18 protein-coding genes are annotated in these 18,922 nt (G+C 74.2%); 9 read left to right on the top strand and 9 right to left on the bottom strand.

What is annotated here, in order from left to right; all coding sequences use genetic code 11:
- Positions 1-9 precede the first annotated feature (9 nt).
- The 3 genes from LV78_RS19075 to LV78_RS19065 all read right to left on the bottom strand — a co-directional run bounded on the left by LV78_RS19075 (position 10) and on the right by LV78_RS19065 (position 3,266).
- Positions 10-555 carry a hypothetical protein gene (locus LV78_RS19075; RefSeq protein WP_253846609.1) on the bottom strand — a complete coding sequence of 182 codons (546 nt, stop codon included), beginning with the start codon at positions 553-555 and terminating at the stop codon, positions 10-12.
- Positions 552-1,841 (bottom strand): lytic polysaccharide monooxygenase, encoded by a 1,290-nt coding sequence (locus LV78_RS19070; protein ID WP_253846608.1) that lies wholly within the window; start codon positions 1,839-1,841, stop codon positions 552-554. The genes LV78_RS19075 and LV78_RS19070 overlap by 4 nt, the downstream gene beginning before the upstream one ends.
- A gap of 159 nt (positions 1,842-2,000) precedes the next feature.
- Positions 2,001-3,266, bottom strand: coding sequence for a hypothetical protein (locus tag LV78_RS19065; RefSeq protein ID WP_253846607.1), 1,266 nt, complete (start codon positions 3,264-3,266; stop codon positions 2,001-2,003).
- Between the two features lie 255 nt (positions 3,267-3,521).
- On the opposite strand from LV78_RS19065, the gene LV78_RS19060 reads away from it, so the two are divergent.
- Positions 3,522-4,514, top strand: a complete 993-nt coding sequence (locus LV78_RS19060) for a C40 family peptidase (protein WP_253846606.1) — start codon at positions 3,522-3,524, stop codon at positions 4,512-4,514.
- Positions 4,515-4,639: 125 nt separating this feature from the next.
- On the top strand, positions 4,640-4,975 hold the full coding sequence (locus tag LV78_RS19055; RefSeq protein WP_253846605.1) for an STAS domain-containing protein: 336 nt from the start codon (positions 4,640-4,642) through the stop codon (positions 4,973-4,975).
- 160 nt (positions 4,976-5,135) lie between these two features.
- On the opposite strand, the gene LV78_RS19050 is transcribed toward LV78_RS19055, so the two are convergent.
- Positions 5,136-5,870 carry an ATP-binding protein gene (locus tag LV78_RS19050; RefSeq protein WP_253846604.1) on the bottom strand — a complete coding sequence of 245 codons (735 nt, stop codon included), beginning with the start codon at positions 5,868-5,870 and terminating at the stop codon, positions 5,136-5,138.
- Positions 5,871-6,444: 574 nt separating this feature from the next.
- On the opposite strand from LV78_RS19050, the gene LV78_RS19045 reads away from it, so the two are divergent.
- Both LV78_RS19045 and LV78_RS19040 read left to right on the top strand, forming a co-directional pair.
- A complete protein-coding gene (locus LV78_RS19045; protein ID WP_253846603.1) occupies positions 6,445-7,311 on the top strand; it encodes a MerR family transcriptional regulator in 867 nt (288 codons plus the stop codon).
- A 61-nt stretch (positions 7,312-7,372) separates the two neighbouring features.
- Complete coding sequence (locus LV78_RS19040; RefSeq protein WP_253846658.1) at positions 7,373-7,660, top strand: WhiB family transcriptional regulator; 288 nt, start codon at positions 7,373-7,375, stop codon at positions 7,658-7,660.
- A 226-nt stretch (positions 7,661-7,886) separates the two neighbouring features.
- Here LV78_RS19040 and LV78_RS19035 read toward each other — a convergent pair whose 3' ends face one another.
- The 3 genes from LV78_RS19035 to LV78_RS19025 form a co-directional block, all read right to left on the bottom strand.
- Positions 7,887-8,381: a sunset domain-containing protein gene (locus LV78_RS19035; protein WP_253846602.1), complete on the bottom strand. Its 495-nt coding sequence runs from the start codon at positions 8,379-8,381 to the stop codon at positions 7,887-7,889.
- Positions 8,382-8,473: 92 nt separating this feature from the next.
- Entirely contained in the window at positions 8,474-9,028 is a 555-nt protein-coding gene (locus LV78_RS19030) for a hypothetical protein (RefSeq protein ID WP_253846601.1), read from the bottom strand.
- 157 nt (positions 9,029-9,185) lie between these two features.
- Entirely contained in the window at positions 9,186-9,833 is a 648-nt protein-coding gene (locus LV78_RS19025; RefSeq protein ID WP_253846600.1) for a hypothetical protein, read from the bottom strand.
- Between the two features lie 128 nt (positions 9,834-9,961).
- On the opposite strand from LV78_RS19025, the gene LV78_RS19020 reads away from it, so the two are divergent.
- A complete protein-coding gene (locus LV78_RS19020; RefSeq protein WP_253846599.1) occupies positions 9,962-10,267 on the top strand; it encodes an ArsR/SmtB family transcription factor in 306 nt (101 codons plus the stop codon).
- A gap of 43 nt (positions 10,268-10,310) precedes the next feature.
- On the opposite strand, the gene LV78_RS19015 is transcribed toward LV78_RS19020, so the two are convergent.
- Entirely contained in the window at positions 10,311-11,639 is a 1,329-nt protein-coding gene (locus tag LV78_RS19015) for an NAD(P)/FAD-dependent oxidoreductase (protein ID WP_253846598.1), read from the bottom strand.
- Between the two features lie 99 nt (positions 11,640-11,738).
- On the opposite strand from LV78_RS19015, the gene LV78_RS19010 reads away from it, so the two are divergent.
- On the top strand, positions 11,739-12,455 hold the full coding sequence (locus tag LV78_RS19010; RefSeq protein ID WP_253846597.1) for an HAD family hydrolase: 717 nt from the start codon (positions 11,739-11,741) through the stop codon (positions 12,453-12,455).
- Complete coding sequence (locus tag LV78_RS19005) at positions 12,452-14,806, top strand: glycoside hydrolase family 65 protein (protein WP_253846596.1); 2,355 nt, start codon at positions 12,452-12,454, stop codon at positions 14,804-14,806. Before LV78_RS19010 ends, LV78_RS19005 begins: the two co-directional genes overlap by 4 nt.
- 360 nt (positions 14,807-15,166) lie before the next feature.
- On the opposite strand, the gene LV78_RS19000 is transcribed toward LV78_RS19005, so the two are convergent.
- A complete protein-coding gene (locus tag LV78_RS19000) occupies positions 15,167-17,236 on the bottom strand; it encodes an APC family permease (RefSeq protein WP_253846595.1) in 2,070 nt (689 codons plus the stop codon).
- Positions 17,237-17,436: 200 nt separating this feature from the next.
- Between LV78_RS19000 and LV78_RS18995 the strand changes: the two genes are divergently transcribed.
- Together LV78_RS18995 and LV78_RS18990 are read left to right on the top strand one after the other, a co-directional pair.
- On the top strand, positions 17,437-17,583 hold the full coding sequence (locus LV78_RS18995) for a hypothetical protein (RefSeq protein WP_253846594.1): 147 nt from the start codon (positions 17,437-17,439) through the stop codon (positions 17,581-17,583).
- A 76-nt stretch (positions 17,584-17,659) separates the two neighbouring features.
- Positions 17,660-18,868, top strand: a complete 1,209-nt coding sequence (locus LV78_RS18990; RefSeq protein ID WP_253846593.1) for an ABC transporter substrate-binding protein — start codon at positions 17,660-17,662, stop codon at positions 18,866-18,868.
- The last annotated feature ends 54 nt before the right edge of the window (positions 18,869-18,922 follow it).

Below are 18,922 nucleotides of genomic sequence, written 5' to 3'. Positions count from 1 at the left end.
CGGGACGCCTCATCCGTGGTGGTGGCCCTCGGGCCGCGAGTACACGCAGCCCTCGACGTCCGCGGGCAGCACGTGCCCGAGGTCCTGGCCCTCCACCGGGCCGCACCGAAGGTGGTGCAGCCCCAACGTCTCCAACCCCAGCGTCCCGCTGAGGGCGAAGCCGTTGCCGAAGCCGAAATCCGGGTCCCCGGAGACCTTCTCCTCCTCCACCGCCCGCTGCCACGAGCGCTGGAAGTCGGCCATCCGCTCCCGGTGGAACACCACGAGACCGAGCCGCTCGTACGGCTCGACCGCGCAGGTCCCCCACTCCGCCACGAAGGGCGCGTACAGCTCGGCCCGCAGCGGGCCGACGAACTCGGCGAACTCGGCGATCGTGCGCGGCTGGGGCGCCTCGCACTCGCCGGTGCGCTCGCGCACCCAGTCGGCGACCTCGGTCGTGCTGGTCAGCTGCGGGCCCAGCGACCCGGTGCCCAGCACCGGCGAGTCGGACGGCGTGGTGCACGCCGTCGTCCCCACCAGTGCCGAGCCCGCGATCGCCGCGCCCACGAGCGTCACGCCGAGGCGCACGTCGCGCCGCCGAGGGTGAACGCGGCGGGCTTGGCCGGGTTGCCACCGGCCGTGCCGTTGAAGCCGAAGCTCACCGTCGCGCCGGGGGCGATGCTGGAGTTCCAGCTGACGCCCTTGGCGGTGGCCTTCCCGCCGGAGACGACGACCTCCGCCGACCAGGCCGAGGTGATGGCCTCACCGGCGGGCAGGTCCCAGGCGAGCTGCCAGGCGCTGACCGCCGAGGTCCCGGTGTTCTTGACCGCGACGTTCGCGGTGAAGCCGCCGGACCACACGCTGGGCGTGGTGTAGGTGACCGAGCAGGTTCCGCCGGGCGTGCCGCCGCCACCGGTGGTGGTGACGTTGACCAGCGCGGACGGCGGCGAGGTGTTGCCCGCCGCGTCGCGGGCGACCACGTAGAACTGGTACGCGGTGCTCGCGGTCAGGCCGGTGACGGTCGCCGAGGTGGTCGTGGTGGTGGCCACGAGCGCGTCGTTGGCGCCCGCCTCGCGGTACACCTGGTACCCGGTGACGCCGGTGTTGTCGGTGGCCGCGCCCCAGGTCAGCGCGACCGAGCTGCTGGTCGCGGTCGCCGCGGGGGTCCCCGGCGCGGTGGGCGCCTGGGTGTCGCCGGTGTTGCCGCCGCCGCTGAACACCACGTCGGAGCAGCTGTAGAACGCCTCGGGGCTGTCCGTGCGCTGCCAGATCGAGTAGATGATGTGGCGGCCGGTCTTGTTCGGCAGGGTCGCGTTCCACGAGTACTCGCCGTTCGCGAGCGGCGGGTTCAAGACCGAGTCGAACGGGGCGGGCTCCAGGTCGGACCACTTCAGCGGCTTCGTGACGTCGAAGCCGTCCTTGGTGACGTACTGGTCCCAGGTGCCGGGGTGCGGGGCCCACGCGTTGTAGCGGAAGGTGATGGGCGCGCCCGCGCGCAGGTTCGTGGACGGCCAGTCCGCGCGGTTGAGGTTGTAGGCGTCGTACTTGGCGGTGGGGCCGCACAGGTCGCCGTCGGCGATGATCTCGCGGTGCTTGCCGCCCGCCTGGCTGATGAGGTTGCCGAACCAGTCCCACAGCGGTTGCTTGCCGCCGAGGGCGACGGCTGCGGCGCAGGCCGGGTTGGCGGGGTTGAGGTCGCCGTTCCCGTTGGCGCGGCCGTCCTCGTAGCAGTGGTAGGTGCGGCTGCCGGGGTAGGTCATCGAGCCGTGCGCCAGCGCCGTTCCACTGGTGCCGAGGACGGTGGTCACACCGACCACCGCGAGCACGGCAGCGGCCAGTGCTCCTAATCGCCTGGGTCGCAAGGTGTCTCCTTCAGATCGCCGGTGATCTGGGTGCTGACTGGGAGCGCTCCCAGTCACACGATCGCACTCGTGCGGGAACTCCGTCAACAGGGGATTTCAGCGGAACGTCACCGAACGGGCGCGCTCCGTCAGAGTCTGGATCGACTCGGGCCCTTGCGCTCAGGTCTTGCGCACGGCCCCGGTGAACCCGGCGACGAACAGCGTGGCGAAGCCCCAGGCGAGCAGCCGCAGCAGCCACCCGGCGACGCCGAGCACCTGCCCCGAGGCGGTCCCCGTGGGCTCGCAGCGCGGTTTGGTGGTGAGCAGCGGGGAGCCGACGTCGAGCCCCAGCGCGACCCGCTCCACCACCGGGCACGGCCCCTGCGGCGTCCCGGTCCTGGCCAGCCCGTCGCCGCCGAGCGCCAGCGCGAGCGCGACGGCGACCACCAGCACGGCCAGCAGGCCCAGCAGCGCGCGCCACGGCTGGTAGCCGTGGCCGAGCAGCAGCCCGGTGAGCCGCGCCCAGGCCCGCTCGCCCCGGCCGAGGGCGCCCCTGGCGAGCTGGTCGCGGCGCTGGGCGACGAGCACCCTGCGGGCCTGCGCGTCGTGCCCGACGGCGCGGTGGGCGGCGGCCAGGTGCTGGTAGGGCTGGGCGGCGTAGGCGGGGGTGGCCTCGCGCAGCAGGCGCAGCCACTCCTCGGGGGCGACCACCCCCGGTAGGCCCGCGTGGGTGAGCCCGGCGACGGCGAGCCTGGCGGCGGGCTCGCCGGAGGCGTGCGCGAGGCCGTCGGGCGCGAACCAGAACGTGCCGCCGACCCGCGCGTCCCTGAGGTCGAGCGCGACCAGGTCGCCGCCGCCGACCGCGCGGAACCCGGCGTCGCCCCAGTGCGCCAGGAACAGGTCCCGCTCGACCCGCAGGCCCCTGGCGGACAGCGCGGGGCCGCCCCGGTTGACCAGCGAGGCGCCCGCGAGGGAGAGCAGGCCGATCCCGGCGTGGTCGACGACCACCGCGCCGCGCGGGCAGTCGGCGCGGGCTTCGAGCAGCTCCAGCCCGAGCGCCCTGGCGCGCAGGCCCTCGACGTCGATCGCGGGCTCGCTCGGGTGCGCGGCGCGGCAGCCGCGCAGGACGAGGGCGGGGAGGTCGGCGTCGCGGGCGTTGACGCCGCCGTCGAGCAGGCAGTCGAGCAGCTCGACGGCGACGGGGCCGGTGGCGTTCTCCAGGTCGAGGCGGCCCGCGATCCGGGCGCCGCGCAGCCGCAGGCCGTGCGGGTCGGGACGCTCGACGAGCCTGCCGAGCACGACGTCCCGGATGACGCGGGCGGAGACGGTGCGGTCGGGGCCCTGGGAGCGCGTGGCCGCCGCGTCGACCGGCCCGTCCCCGGCCAGGTCCAGCACCTCCCCGGACCGGACGTGGTCGACCAGGCGTTGCTCCAGGGGCGTCAGCACCGGGCCATGATCCGGGCGGGGGCGTGACCAGACCCACCGTTCGCCGGTCCGCAGCGGTGGCCACGGAGTGGAATCACGGGAAACCCCCAGGCAGGCGGCATCACCCTTCCGCCAGGTGACTTCGGTGCCGAAGAGTGACAGCGTCCCGACAGCCGACCCCCTGTAGACGCAGGCCGGACTGATCCGTAACCTGGCCGAGACCTAGAGCTTTAACCCAATCGGGTGATAAGCAGGCTGAGAGAGGACCGCACGAACGTGGCGTCACGACCCGCACAGCGCACCATCCGCGCGGCACTGGCGACCACCGCCGCCGCCGTCCTGGTCACCGGCCTGCCGCTGACCCAGGCCTCCGCGCAGCCGAGCAGCGCCGAGGACGCGCTCAAGAAGTACAACGACCTGTCCACCGAGGCCGGTCGGCTGAACGACGAGCACCTCAAGGCGCAGGAGGACCTGAAGGCCAAGCAGGGCGACCTGGACAAGGCCAACGGCGACCTGCAGAACGCCAAGGGCGCCGAGGAGGCGCACCGGGGCGACGTGGACGCGCTGACCGAGGCCTCGTTCGAGGGCGCCCGGTTCAACCAGCTGTCCGCGCTGCTGGTCAGCGACTCGCAGCAGGACTTCCTCAACCGCGCGACCGCGCTGGAGGTGCTGGCGTCCGCGAACGCGGAGTCGATCCAGGGCCTGTCCGACGCCGTCGTGCAGGCGGACGACGCGCAGAAGCGCGCCAGCGAGGCCACCGAGGGCGCCCGCAAGGCCGCCGCGGACATCGAGACCCGCAAGAAGGACCTGGACAAGCAGGTCGGCGAGGCGCGCGAGCAGTACCGCTCGCTCAGCGCCGCGCAGAAGACCACGCTGGCCGGCATCGGCGACACCAGCACCGTGAGCGTGCCCGCGGGCACGGCCGGGACGGCGCTGTCGTTCGCGCTCGCGCAGCGCGGCAAGCCGTACGTGTACGGCTCGAACGGCCCGAACTCCTGGGACTGCTCCAGCCTGATCCAGGCCGCGTACCGCCAGGCGGGCGTGTCCGTGCCGCGCACCAGCTACGGCCAGGCCACCGTGGGGCGCTCGGTCTCGCGCAGCGAGGTCAAGGCGGGCGACATCATCGTCTACTACTCCAGCCAGTCGCACGTGGCGATGGCCGTGGACGGGGTGCGCGCGGTGCACGCGTCGACCGAGGGCGTCCCGGTGAAGATCGCGGACATCGACTCGATCGGCCCGATCAGCGTGATCAGGCGCGTCGAGGGCTGAGCCCCGGCGCGCGGGGTGCGGTCCCGGTCCGTTTGGCGATCACCGGACCGCACCCCCTAGGGTGTGCCTCTGGTTGAGCGAACAGCCTCGTCGTAGTCGCACGATCAGGTTGCCGAGGTGCCCCCATGAGTGATTCGGTCGAGCTGTCCGCGACCACCAGCCAGCCGGACTCGGTGCTGGTCAGGGTCGTGGGCGAGCTGGACATCGCCACGGCGCCCACGTTCCGCGACTACGCCCTCGACCGGTTGCCCCCGGCGGGCGGGCGGATGGTGCTGGACCTGGGCGGGGTGGGACTGCTGCCCGCGTCGGGGATCAACGCGCTGCTGGAGCTGCGGGCGGCCTGCGAGGCGCGCGGGGCCCGGCTGGAACTGCTGGCGGGCTGCCCGGTGCTGCGCCCGCTGGTGCTGACCGGGCTGGACCGGTTCTTCACGATCACGCCGGTGTCGTCCGAGGCTTCCTGACCGGGGCCGAGGGCCTCGGGTTCAGGGGCCTTGGCTTCTGGGGCCTCGGGTTCGGGGCCGACCGCGCAGGCCACCGGCAACCAGCCCCGATCGGCGTTCCAACGCCGACCACCCCGCACACCGGTCAGCGCCCCAGCGCAGGTCAGCCCCCCAGCGCCGGTCAACGCCCCAGCACCGCCCACACGACCTTCCCGCCGCCCGGCCACGGCGAGTGCCCCCACACCCGGCTCACCGACTCCACCATCCGCATCCCCCGCCCACCCGGCAGCAGGCCGCGCCCCGCCGGTGGCGGCGGCTTCGGCGGGGTCGCGCCGCCGTCGCGGACGGCCACCACGAGGCGCCCGCCGCGCAGCTCCAGGCGCAGGCTCGGCGCGGAGCTGGTGTGCTCCAGCGCGTTCTCCACCAGCTCGGTCGCGACCAGCACCGCGTCCTCGATGCGGTCGCCCAGGTCCCAGCGCTCGCAGGTCTCGCGCACGAACTGCCGGGCGATCAGCGCGCCGACCGGCGTGTCCGGCAGCAGCGCCTCGTCCCGCTGCGGCTGCGCGGGGTGCTCGACGGACGCCAGCGCGTCGGTCAGCGTCGGGTAGTGCGGCACGAACCGCCCCGCGCCGCCGCCCGCCAGCGCGGCCCGGTGCGGGTCCGACTCGCCCACCAGCACGATCCGCACGCCCGGCCACTCGGCGACCCGCGTCCACACCGTGGAGAACACCGACATCAGCGCGGGGGTCGCGAACTCGAAGCCGTCGCCGAGCAGCACCACCACGGCGGACGGGCCGGTCACCGCGCACTTGAGCAGGCCGTCGCGCAGCGGGACGTAGGTCGACAGGTCCAGCCTGCCCTCGGGGCGCACGACGGTGGCGCCGTCGACGTGGTCGACGTCGTAGGTGAAGGTCATGACGCTCTCCCCGATCCGGCCGGCTCCCGCGCGCGGCAGCCCCGACCGCTCAGCTCCCGCCGGTCCGACCTCCCGACGGGCTCAGCCAACGTAGCCGGTCCGCTACCGGGAACACCCCATCGCGGTGCTCGACCGAGGTCGACGCCACTCCCCGCGCCACGCCCGCGGCGTCCTCCCGCACGGGTGGCGCTTCGGCTCCCACCAGGACAATCGGCCGTTCGAGGTCCCCGGAAACCTCCTCGGCGACCGAACCAGCCGCCGAGACCGGCTCCGGCTCCGCGTTCACCCGGACCGGGGAGGGCGGGCCACCCGCCGCACGCTGGCCCTACGCACCGACCAGGCACGCTCGGTCCCACTTCCGTCACGCACCGTCAACGCGTGTTCTCGCCCACCACCCGCCCGGTGTCCCGCCGTCCTCCGCCCCGGACCGGACCCCGCCGCGCTGCCCCGAACCGCCGAACCCGTTCGCCCTGCTGAAGCGGTGGTGCGGCGGTGCGCGGACCAGTCGTTACCATTTTCGTTTCAGAAGCGTTGCACTACCCGATGTGCTGGCGGTGGATCTGTGGATAGCGGCGTGCTGTGGAGTCCCGGCGCGGTGGCCAGGATGTTGGCCATCTCGCCCACCACCCTGCGCACCTGGGACCGCCGCTACGGCCTCGGTCCCAGCACCCGCCAGGAGGGCAAGCACCGGCGCTACTCGGCCGAGGACGTGGGCAGGCTGCGCCGGATGGTCGCGCTGACCGGCCAGGGCGTGGCGCCCGCGTCGGCCGCCGCGATGGCGCTGGCCGAGCCGGTCGCCGGTGAGCCGGAGCGCGCGGACGAGCCGGTCCAGCGCGCCGAGGAGGTGACGGCGGCCGAGCGGCGCGGGTTCGCGCGGGCCGCGACGGGGCTGGACGCGCCGCTGATGGTGCGGCTGGCGAGCGAGCTGATCCAGCGGCACGGCGTGGTGCGGGCGTGGGACTGCGCGCTGGTGCCGTTCCTGGTCGCGGCGGGTGAGCGGGCGGCGGCGGACGCGCGCGGCGTCGAGGTCGAGCACCTGGCCACGGCCAGCATCTCGCGGGCGCTCCTGATGCACGCGCAGGCCGCCGACCGGGAGCGGTTGCCGGTGCTGCTGGCGTGCGCGCCGGAGGAGCAGCACTCGCTGCCGCTGGACGCGCTGGCCGCCGCGCTGGCCGAGCGGGGCTGCGCGTCGCGGAACCTCGGCGCGCGCGTCCCCCCGACCGCCCTGCTCGACGCCGCGGCGCTCTTGTCACCCGTAGCGGTGATGGTGTGGGCGCACGCCGAAGCTCAGGCCGGAGCCACCCCGATCGCGGAATTGGTGAGAACCGGGCGAACCGTGCTGGTCGGCGGGCCGGGCTGGCGGAGCGTGCCAGCCGGTTCCCGCTACGTCGGCTCGCTAAACGAGGCGATCGACACAATCCTCAGCTTGAACCGATTTTGAATCGAATTTAGGGTTGGCCGGGACAACATCACCAGCACCTCCTGTGGAAGGCGTGGTCACCGTGCCAGAGCTGTCCCGACTGCCCGTGCCCGTCGCCGAGTCCTGGGACTGGCAGCTGGAAGGTCTGTGCCGAGGCATGGACAGCGCGCTGTTCTTCCACACGCCGAACGAGCGCGGCTCGTCCAGGCAGAACCGGGAAGCGCGCGCGAAGGAGATCTGCGGTCGCTGCCCGGTGCGCAGGCAGTGCCGCGAGCACGCCCTGGAGGTCGAGGAGACCTACGGCATCTGGGGCGGACTGGGCGAGAGCGAGCTGCGCAAGCTGATCGCCGTCCGCCACCGCCGCTCCTGAGTGGGGGCGGGGCGGCGACCGGGCGGGCCGGGAGGCAGGCTCGGGCGCACCCCGTCACGACGCTGGGACGGGGTGCGGGTCAGTGGGGGCACGACGATCGGCGGGCGCAGGTCAGGACGCCCGAGGATCGGAGAGCTCAACCCGCCATCGGTGATCGCGGGGCCCAGGCACCACGACGCCGGCGCCCCAGCTCCTGCGTCACGAGCCTGACGTCATCGCGCAGGCGTCACAGCACCGGGCGGGTGGCGGCCTTCGGGCGCCAGCGGGTGTAGCCCGCTTCCTCGGCCTCGGCGATGGACGAGAACTCCACGTCGCCGCGCATCCGGTCGAAGTACGGCGAGTCCGGGGTGTGGAAGACCCGCGTCCGGGAGTTGGCCCTGACCTGGCGCGGGATGACCTGGGTGGTCTCGTTGTTGCCCGGCATCTCCAGCGCGCGCGGGGCCCTGGCGGGCAGGGCCGGGACCTCGTTGACGCTCGCGCGGGCGGGCGTGGGGCGCGGCGCGGGGAGGTCGTCCTCGTCCTCGTCGATCTCCGCGTCGAGGATCTCGTCCTCGTCGTAGTCGTCGAGGTCGTCGTCGTAGTCGTCCTCGTCGATCTCCACGACGGGCCTGGCGCGCAGCTCGGCCCTCAGGTCGCGGATGGTGACCCGCAGCGGCAGCCAGCACAGGACGGCGCCCGCGGTGAACGCGACGGCGCAGATGCCGAAGAACAACCAGAACACCGCGCACTCCTCGACGGCGGGTGGGCGCGACCGACGGCGCGCCCAGGTGGACCGACTCGGGGAACCCGGCTCAACGCGACTCCCCGCGACGCTTAGTACCCGAGCGACCACCCGCAGTTCCACCGGCTCCCGGCGTCGACGCAGGACATCGGTGACCAATTCACCGTAAGGAGTGACCACAGGGCCGACTCCCCCACCTGGTCACCCCTCCCCTCTCGGCGCCCGCTCCGCACCACCCGAGCCCTCCGCACCACCCGCGCCCTCGGTACCACCAGGGCCCTCGGTACCACCAGGGCCCTCCGCGCCACCGGCCCGACCGGCACGCGGCCCGGCCGCCCCCCGAGCGGACCGCCCCGCCTCCGCGCTCCCGTCCCGACCGGCGACCCGCCCGCCCGGTTCCGGCCCCGACCGCCCACCACCCGGCGTCGCACCACCGGTCCATCCAGCACCGGGCCCGCCCGCACCTCCAGCCCGTCCAGCACCAGGCCCACCCGCACCTCCAGCCCGTCCAGCACCAGGCCCACCCGCACCAGGCCCACCCGCACCACCGGCCCGTCCACCACCAGGCCCGCCCGCACCTCCAGACCGGTCGGCGCCCGACCCGGTCCCACCGACGGCCCGCCCAGCACCCGCCCCACCCGCGCCACCGGCCGGAACGGCCTCCCGCTCCCCCCGAGCGCCCCTGCGCCCGCCCACCGGCTCCCGACCCGGATCGGACGGCGCCGTCGCCGCGGGCCCCTCGCCCTCCCGCGACCGCTGCTCCACCGCGCCCGGCCAGGCCCCAGCGGCCTCCGGTTCCGTCCTTCAAGCGGCTTGCTCGTACACCACCGTCCGGCACCCGCACCGCTGGCACACCGGGTGCGCGGGCACCCGGATGTCCGCCAGCAGCCGGTTCGAGTCCGCGAAGGTCGGCACCGCCAGGCCGGGCACCAGCAGCGCGTCCAGCGCCTCCCGGTTGCGCCGCCCGCGCGCCCTGGCCCGCTCGACCGGGTCGCGGAACCGGTCGCGCAGCCGCTCCCCCGCCTCCTCGCGGGCGCGCACGCCCTCCTCCGTCAGGTGCGGCACCCGGCGCGGGGCGTTGAGCCGGGCGTTGCGGCGGTTGACCCGCCACCACGCACCCAGGCTCATCCCCTCCACCGGCGGCTTCGACCGCTGCTGCCCCGACGGCCACCACGAGCGCAGCCGGGCGCGGAGGAAGTCGTGCGCCACCTGGTCGCGGTGGCGCGGCGCGCCCTGCCGCGCGCCGTCGGGGCGGCGGTCGACGGCCGTCAGCACGGCGTCGACGCACCAGCCGTCGCCGAACCAGGGCACCAGCACGGCGCGCACACCCGCGCGGTCCGCGTCGGCCCAGTTCGCCCTCAGGCACAGCGCTTCGACGGCCGTGTCGATCTCGTGCTCTGTCTCGGGTACGACACGGCCGGGCCACTGCCGGGGATCGAGGTGAACGCGCATCGCCGTCAGCTCCTTCCGAACACGTCCGATCCACATCCGAACACCTGTTCGGGATAGTGCCACCGACCACCGACAATTCCAGTAACTCAATCTTGACTTATATAAGCCCCGACCTAAATACTGAGGTCGTGCACGCCCTCGACGTTCTTGGTGACCCGATCAGGCGACGCATCCTGGAATTGCTCGCGGACGGCGAGCGGGCGGCGGGATCGCTCGCGGAAGTGATCAACGCGGAGTTCGGGATCTCCCAACCCGCGGTCTCCCAGCACCTCCGGGTGCTCAGGGAGAGCGGATTCGCGCGAGTGCGCGCGGAAGGCGCGAAACGCCTCTACGAGATCGACGGGACGGCGCTGCGCGAGGTGGACGGCTGGCTGGCGCGGTTCGAGCGGTTCCGGGACGAGCGGCCCGGCGCGGGAGCGGCGGACCCGGCCTGACAGCGCGCGGCGGGCCCCGGCCGGACGCCCGCCGCGCACCCGCTCAGCTCCCGGCCTTGACCACCCGGTTGCCCGGCCGGTCCGCGTCCGAGAGCCGCACGCCCTCGCGCGGCACCAGCCCGAACTGCACCACCTGCCGCCCGGACAGCAGGTCGGCGATCCACTCGGCGGCCACCCGCACCCGGTTCCCCGGCATCGCCAGCAGGTGGTACCCGCGCGCCACGAGCTTCGCGGGCACCCCGCGCAGCGGCACGTGCAGCGGGTCGGCCACCGCGTCCATCCCGGCCAGGTCGACCACGAACCCCAGGTCGCGGTGCTTGTACCGGCCGACCTTCCCGTGCCCGAGCGACGCCGCCGCGTTCCGCCCGGCGAGCGCGCCCTGCCGCTGCGCGTGCTGCGCGGTCATCGGCGTCGGCTCGCCGGGGTTGTAGTGGTCAGGCACGGCCGCGACGTCGCCCGCCGCGTAGACCCCGTCCAGCCCGCGCACCGCCAGCGAGGTGTCCACCACGACCCGCCCGCGCTCGGCGGGCAGCCCGGACGCCTCCACCAGCGGGTCCGGCCGCACGCCGACGCACCACACGACGGTGCGGGTGGGGATCTCGGAGCCGTCGGTGAGCCGGGCGCAGGTGTCGGTGACCTCGGCGACGCTGGTCCTCATCCGCACGTCCACCCCGCGCGACTCCAGCACCTTCCGCGCGGGCCCGGACATCCGCGCGTCCAGCCCCGGCAGCACCCGGTCGGCCATGTCGAGCAGCAGCCACCGGCACTCGTCCGGTCGCAGCGCGCCGGGGGCCCCGCGCCGGGCCCGCAGCGCCTCGGCGGTCATCCGCTGCCCCTGCGCGACCAGCTCGGTGCCGGTGTACCCGGCGCCGACCACGACGAACGTGGCGCGCGCCGCCCGCTCCTCGGGGTCGTCGGCCTGCTCGGCCAGCTCGACCTGCCGCAGCACGTGGTCGCGCAGGTACAGCGCCTCGGGCACCGACTTGAACCCGAGCGCGTGCTCGCCGACGCCGGGGACGGACAGCATCCGGGTCACGCTCCCGGCCGTGACGATCAACCGGTCCCACTCCAGGACCCGCCCGCGCCCCTCCACGTCCACGACCGAGCAGGTGCGTGCCCCGGGGTCGATGCCGGTGGCGGTGCCGAGCACCAGCCGGGTCCGCTTGAGGCTCGTGCGCAGCGGCACCGCGACCCGCCGGGGGTCGAGCGAGCCGCCCGCGACCTCGGGCAGCAGCGGCACGTACAGGGTGTAGTCGGTCGGGTTGACCGCGATCAGCTCGGCGGCGTCGCGCGGCAGCGCCTTCTCCAGCGACTTGAGCGCGTGGAAACCGGCGAACCCGGTCCCGACGACGAGCACTTTCGGCTTGGCCACGGGGTAGCCCCTCTCGGCTGTCGGGAGCGCGCCGGAGACCCGGAGCGCCCACCCGTGCGCACGGGGGTACCCGTGGCCCGAACCGGGTAGTCATGGCGCATGACGCTGGGTCTGCCCGACGGGATCACCGCCTGCCTGTTCGACCTGGACGGGGTGCTCACGAGCACCGCCGTCCTGCACCGCCGCGCCTGGAAGCGCACGTTCGACGCGCTGCTCGCCCAGCGCGGCGAGCCCGAGTTCACCGAGTCCGACTACGTCCGGTTCGTCGACGGCCGCCCCCGCTACGACGGGGTGCGCGAGTTCCTGGCCTCCAGGGGCGTCGTCCTGCCGGAGGGCGACCACGACGACCCGCCGGAGGCCGACACCGTGCACGGCGTCGGCAACCGCAAGAACGAGCTGCTGGAGGAGGTCATCGCCCAGGAGGGCGTGAGCCCCTACCCCGGTTCCGTCGACTACGTGAAGGCCGCGCGCGACGCCGGTCTGGCGATCGCCGTGGTCACCTCCTCCGCGAACGCCGAGAAGGTGCTGGAGGCCAGCGACCTGGCGAGGTACGTGCAGGCCAGGGTGGACGGCGTGACGATCGTGCGCGACGGCCTCAAGGGCAAGCCCGCGCCCGACTCGTTCCTCGCGGGCGCGAAGGCGCTGGGCGTCGAGCCCGCGCGGGCCGCCGTGTTCGAGGACGCGCTGGCCGGGGTTCAGGCCGGGCGCGCGGGCGCGTTCGGGTTCGTCGTGGGCGTGGACCGCGCGGGCCAGGCCGACGCGCTCGCCGCGCACGGCGCCGACGTGGTCGTGGCGGACCTGGCGGAGCTGCTGTGAGCGGCTACCGCGTGCAGCCCTGGACGCTGCGCTGGGAGGGCCTGTCGCTGACCGACCTCCGGCAGACCGAGTCGACGTTCGCGCTGGCCAACGGCCACATCGGGATGCGCGGCACGCTGGAGGAGGGCGAGCCGCGCGGGCTGCCGGGCACCTACCTCAACGGGTTCTACGAGGAGCACGACCTGCCCTACGGGGAGAGCGGCTACGGCTACCCCGAGGAGGGGCAGACCGTCGTCAACGTCACCGACGGCAAGGTGCTGCGGCTGCTCGTGGAGGACGAGCCGCTGGACCTGCGCTACGGGCGCACCGTCGAGCACGAGCAGGAGCTGGACTTCCGGACCGGCACGCTGCGCCGCCGCACCGAGTGGGAGTCGCCGACCGGCAAGCGCGTGATCGTGCGCACCGAGCGGCTGGTGTCGCTGACCCAGCGCGCGGTGGCGGCGATCCGCTACGAGGTCGAGGCCGTGCAGGACGTGCAGCTGGTGGTGCAGTCGGACCTGCTGGCCAACGAGCCGGTGGAGGAGCGCTCCGGCGACCCGAGGGTGGCGAAGGCGCTGGACTCGCCGCTGGTGGCGGACTTCGCCTACGCGCGCGGGAAGCGGGCGGTGCTGGCGCACCACACCCGCACCTCCGGGCTGCGCATGGCGGCGGCGATGGACCACGAGGTCGAGGCGAACGACTCGCTGCGCACCGAGGTCGAGGCGGACGAGGACCTGGCGCGGTTCACCGTCGCGGTGGACGTGGCGGCGGGCGAGAAGCTGACGATCGTGAAGTACCTGGGGTACGGCTGGTCCAAGCAGCGGTCGGTGCCCGCGCTGCGCGCGCAGGTGGAGGCGGCGCTGGCCGGTGCGCTGCAGACCGGGTGGGACGGGCTGCTCGCCGAGCAGCGCGAGTTCCTGGACGAGTTCTGGAACAGCGCCGACGTCGAGGTCGACGGCGACCCGGAGTTGCAGCAGGCGGTGCGGTTCGCGCTGTTCCACGTGCTCCAGGCCGCGGTGCGCGGTGAGACGCGGGCGATCGCGGGCAAGGGGCTGACCGGTCCCGGCTACGACGGGCACGCGTTCTGGGACACCGAGACGTTCGTGCTGCCGGTGCTGACCTACACGGTGCCGGAGGCGGCGCGGGACGCCCTGTCCTGGCGGCACTCCACCGTGGAGGACGCTCGGGAGCGGGCGCGGATTCTGGGGCTGGGCGGGGCGGCGTTCCCGTGGCGGTCGATCAGCGGCGCGGAGTGCTCGGCCTACTGGCCCGCGAGCACGGCGGCGTTCCACGTGTCCGGCGACGTGGCGTACGCGGTGGCGCAGTACGCGCAGGCCACCGGGGACGAGGAGTTCGAGCGGTCGGCGGGCGCGGAGATCCTGGTGGAGACGGCGCGGCTGTGGATGTCGCTGGGCCACCACGTGCCCGGCGACGGGTTCCGCGTCGACGGGGTGACCGGGCCGGACGAGTACACCGCCGTGGTGGACAACAACGTCTACACGAACCTGATGGCGCAGCGGAACCTGCGGGTCGCGGCGGAGGTGTGCGAGCGGCTGCCCGACGTCGCCCAGCACCTCGGCGTGGAGGAGGACGAACCTGCGGCGTGGCTGCGGGCGGCCGAGGCGATGAACGTGCCCTACGACGACGAACTGGGCGTGCACCAGCAGTCCGAGGGGTTCACCAAGCACGCCGAGTGGGACTTCGAGGCCACCGAGGCCGACGACTACCCGCTGCTGCTGAACTACCCGTACTTCGACCTGTACCGCAAGCAGGTGGTGAAGCAGGCCGACCTGGTGCTGGCGATGCACCTGCGCGGTGACGCGTTCACGGCGGCGCAGAAGGCCCGCAACTTCGCCTACTACGAGGCGCGGACGGTGCGGGACTCGTCGCTGTCGGCGGCGACGCAGGCGGTGCTGGCGGCCGAGGTGGGCGCGCTGGACCTGGCCTACGACTACCTGTCCGAGGCGGCGTTCACCGACCTGCACGACCTGCACCACAACGTCCACAACGGACTGCACATGGCCTCGCTGGCCGGGGTGTGGCTGGGGCTGGTGGCCGGGTTCGGCGGGATGCGGGACCACAGCGGCGGCCTGGACTTCGCGCCCCGGCTGCCGGTGGGGCTGAACCGGTTCTCATTCCGGATGACCTACCGGGGCAGCCGGTTGTGCGTGGTGGTGGAGGAGGGCAAGACCACCTACCGGGTCGTGTCCGGTCCGGCGCTGCGCATCCGGCACCACGGCGAGGAGGTCGAGGTGGAGCCGGAGAACCCGCTGGTGCTCCAGGTCCCGGCCGCGCCGGAACCGCCGGAGGGCATCACCCAGCCCGCCGGTCGGGCGCCGAGGCGGCGCACGCCGAACCGGGCGCAGGACTGAGGGCGCGCGTGGCCGGGTGGGTGACCACCCGGCCACGCGGGCACGCGGGCGCGCGAACGCGCGGGCGCGGTGAAGTGGCGCGCGGGCCGGGAAAGCGCGAACCCCGCCCCACCGGATCGGTGGGGCGGGGTTCGGTACCCGCGAAGGGTTGGGTCCGCCCGGCGCACGCGCCGGGCGGCCTCCCGACGAGGCGTTCGACCGGGTTCCCAGGGGGGAGGGGGAAATCCCGGTCTCCTCGGCGACCGCAGGGGGGCGGCGGTCACCGCGCTCTCGTCCCTCACCGGATAACCGGCTCCGGGCGGGGGCAAACCTGGCACCTGTGCCCACTTCCGGGTGTCCTTCGGAATTCCGCGCGCGGGATCAACCCCCGCCCAGGTGGATGGCGGGCCTGCGCTCCGGGTCGGGCTCGCACTCGCGCAGGATCTCCCGCACCACCGGCGCGGTGTCGCCCTGCCCGAGGACGAGGTAGCGGAGCAGGTGGGTGAGCGGGCTGCCCTCGGCCCACTCGAAGTAGCAGCGCGGCCGGACCCCGGTGGCGTCGCGCAGCGCCAGCAGCACGGCGGCGATCGCGTTGGGCGCGGCGGGGCTGTCCGCGCGCAGCACCCGGAACCCGCCGACCTCCACCCCGCGCACCCGCAGCACGTCGCTGAACTCGGACGGGTCGACCACGTCGACCTCCAGGAACACCACCGCCGCCCCGCCCGGCACCGGGTTGAGGCCGCGCTGCACCCGCTCCTTGGCCCGGTACTCCAGCGCGTCCCCGGCCTGCCGCTTGTTCGCGATGATGTTGAGCTGGCCGTCGTGGCGCAGCAGGTCGTCCAGGAACCCGCGCGCCCGCTCGTCGAAGTCGATCGCGTCGGCACGCAGCTCGGTGGTCCTGGACACCCGCGACACCAGGGAGATCAGCACGATGCCGAGGACGAACGCGGCGGAGATGGCGATGCCGTCCGGCTTGGCCCGCACGTTCTCGGCGAGCGCGTACAGCAGCACGAGGGTGAGCACGGCGAACCCGGTCCCCGCCCTCCGCCGACCGGCGCGCCAGGCGGAGACCGACACCGCGACCGCGCCGGACACCATCATGGCCAGGATGCCGGTCGCGTAGGCCCCGGCCTGGGCGTTGACGTCGGCGCCGAACGCGACCGTGATCCCGACGCTGATCGTGGTGTAGACCAGCACGACCGGGCGGACCGCGCGCCCCCACTCCGGGGCCATGCCGTACGCGGGCAGGTAGCGCGGCACGATGTTGACCAGCCCGGCCATCGCGGACGCGCCCGCGAACCACAGGATCAGCACGCTGCTCAGGTCGTAGGCCGCGCCGAACCCCGCGCCCAGCCGCTCGTGCGCCAGGTACGACAGCGCCCGCCCGTCCGCCGCGCCGCCGGGCTGGAACGCCTCGGCGGGGATCAGCACGGTGGTCAGGACGCTGGTGGCCACCAGGTACCCGGACATGATCAGCGCGGCGGCGGTGAGCAGCTTGCGCGTGTTGCGCACCCGGTCGGCCACCCGCTCCCGCTCGGTCGCGCCCCGCGCGGCCACCAGCGGCATCATGCTGACGCCGGTCTCGAAGCCGGACAGGCCGAGCACGAGCAGCGGGAACGCGAGCACGGCCGGTCCGAGCACCCCGCCGACCCCGCCGCCGCCCTCGGCGAGCCGGTCGGTCCACGCGGTCAGCGCCTCCGGCCTGGCCACGAGCTCGGCCGCGCCGGAGGCGATCACGGTCGCGTTGAGCAGCAGGAACACCGCGACCAGCGGGATCGCGACGCCGACCGCCTCGGTGAAGCCGAGCAGGAACACCCCGCCGAGCAGGAGCAGCAGCACGACGGTGACCAGCACCTCGTGCCCGTGCAGGAACGCGGGCGAGCTCGGGTTCTCCAGCAGGTGCACGGTCGCGTCGGCCGAGGACAGGGTGATGGTGACGATCCACGAGGTGGCCACGAAGCCCAGCAGCACCAGCACGAACAGCTTGCCCCGCCAGAACGGCAGCAGGTCCTCCAGCATCGCCACCGAGCCCTGCCCGTGCGGCGACTCGTGGGCGACCCGCCGGTACATGGGCAGCATCCCGAGCAGGGTCAGCGCGACGATCAGCAGCGTCGCCAGCGGGGACAGCGCGCCCGCCGCGAGCACGGCGATGCCCGGCAGGTAGGACAGGGTGGAGAAGTAGTCGACGCCGGTCAGGCACATGACCTTCCACCACGCCTGCGGTCTGCTGTGCGCGGCGTCCGCCTCGGGCCCTGCGGGCGAGACGCGGTGGCGCAGCAGCCAGCGGCCGAGGGCGGTGCCGGGGCGGCCGGGCCGCTGCGGGCTGGGCACCCTGGCCGGGACGCCCGCCGACCGGCTCGCGGGCACGGCGCCCGCCCGTCCGGTCCCGTTCGCGCTGCTGCTCCCCCCACCGGCGCTGCGCCCGGTGGCGTGCTCACGTGCTCGGCTCATCGGGGCGGTCCCTCCGGCGGCTCGGCGCGACGCGGCGGCGCGGGCGCCGGTCGAGTGTGCCCCCGAACCCGGCCCACCGCCCGCGATCGGCCCGCGACGGGCCCGTGACCGCACTAACGCGGGGTTTCCACCGGGTGTTTGTCACTCACACAGGTGAGAAACGGCGCAGCGGGGCGCGCGACGCGACACCATCCCCGCCTGTGAGCACACCGATCTACGACGAGCTGGCGGCGACCTACCTCGCCGGACTCGACTGGGAGCCGCTGGACCAACCGGCGCCGCGCCTCGTGCTGCCCGCGCAGTCCGAGCCGTCGCCGCCCCAGCACCGCCTACCGGAAACGCGCTGACCAGGCGATCTTGACATTGCGGCAGGCTGCGGAGTAGGACGGCTGCCGTCCTTCCCACGTCGACCTGCGGGGCGAGATGCGATTTCGAGCACTGCTCACGGCGGCGGCGGTGCTCGCCGCCTCCGCTTGCGGGGCAAATCCCGATGAACCCGAGAAGGTCACCCTGACCTGGTGGGACTCCTACGAGTCGGCGACGGCCGACCAGGCGGCGCAGGCCATGGTGCAGCGCTACCAGGACGCCCACCCCGAGGTGGAGGTCAAGCGGACCTCCATCCCGCGCGCGGAGATCCGCGCGAAGCTCGACCAGGCCGCGACCTCCGGGGCGTTCCCCGACGTGGTCGTGGTCGACCAGGCCGACCTGCCGAGGCTGGCCAAGCAGAACGCCATCACCGACCTGACCAAGCTCTTCGAGCAGTGGGAGACCGGGGGCAAGTTCCTCGGCCCGGTCAGGGCGAGCGTGACCTGGAGCGACAAGGTCTGGGGCGTGCCGCTGCGCACCGAGACCAACGCCCTGCTGTACAACCGCGACCTGATGCTCGGCGCGCCCCCCACCACCTGGGAGGGCCTGCGCACCACGGCGAAGGCGCTGACCAACCCGCAGCGGTCCGGGCTGTGCTTCGCCGGGCTGCCCGGCGAGGAGCTGACCGCGACGTTCCTGCCGCTGCTGTGGCAGTCCGGCGGGGACCTGACCGACCTGGACGGCGCGACCGACGCGCTGGCGTTCCTGCACGACCTGATGGCCGCCGACGGCAGCGTGCCGAACGCGGTGCTCGGCTGGGACGGCGAGCAGGCCGCGCAGGCGGTGGCGAGCGGGTCGTGCGCGATGCTGATCGGCGGCACCTCCTCGGTCAAGCCGCTGAACTCCTCCGGCATGGCCTGGTCGGTGGCCCCGCTGCCCGCCGGTCCCGCCGGGGAGGCGTCGGCGCTGTCCGGGGAGACCTGGGTGATCGGCAAGGGCGCGCGCAGCACCGAGGCCGCCTGGGACCTGGTGAAGTCGCTGGCCGACGACAAGGAGAACGTCACCGAGCTGGGCGCGGGTCTGGGCGGGCTGCCCAACCGGTCCGACACGGTGGCCGACCCGGCCTGGCAGTGGGACCCGAGCGTGGCCGGTTTCGCCGCCCAGCTGGAGAAGTCGCGGCCGAGGGTGGCCTACGGGTCGAACTACCCGCAGCTGTCCGAGGTGGTGTGGACGATGGTCCAGCGCGTGCTCAAGGGCGGTGAGGACCCGCAGGCCGCCGCGTCCGAGGCGAAGAAGTCGGCGGCCCCGCTGCTCACCGACGGCTGAGCGCCGCCCGCTCGATCCGCGCCCCGCCTGACCTCGTTCAGGCGGGGCGCACCC

It is taken from the genome of Actinosynnema pretiosum, from assembly GCF_024171695.1.
GTDB classification, from domain to species: domain Bacteria; phylum Actinomycetota; class Actinomycetes; order Mycobacteriales; family Pseudonocardiaceae; genus Actinosynnema; species Actinosynnema pretiosum.
The sequence above is the reverse complement of the archived record's forward strand: the minus strand, read 5'-3'. Positions and strand labels throughout refer to the sequence as shown.

Bases quoted from the DNA above. Each gene is read 5' to 3' on its own strand.
- LV78_RS19050 (WP_253846604.1), bottom strand. From the start codon at position 5,870: ATGACCTTCACCTACGACGTCGACCACGTCGACGGCGCCACCGTCGTG.
- LV78_RS19055 (WP_253846605.1), top strand. From the start codon at position 4,640: ATGAGTGATTCGGTCGAGCTGTCCGCGACCACCAGCCAGCCGGACTCG.
- LV78_RS18990 (WP_253846593.1), top strand. From the start codon at position 17,660: ATGCGATTTCGAGCACTGCTCACGGCGGCGGCGGTGCTCGCCGCCTCC.
- LV78_RS19000 (WP_253846595.1), bottom strand. From the start codon at position 17,236: ATGAGCCGAGCACGTGAGCACGCCACCGGGCGCAGCGCCGGTGGGGGG.
- LV78_RS19025 (WP_253846600.1), bottom strand. From the start codon at position 9,833: ATGCGCGTTCACCTCGATCCCCGGCAGTGGCCCGGCCGTGTCGTACCC.
- LV78_RS19010 (WP_253846597.1), top strand. From the start codon at position 11,739: ATGACGCTGGGTCTGCCCGACGGGATCACCGCCTGCCTGTTCGACCTG.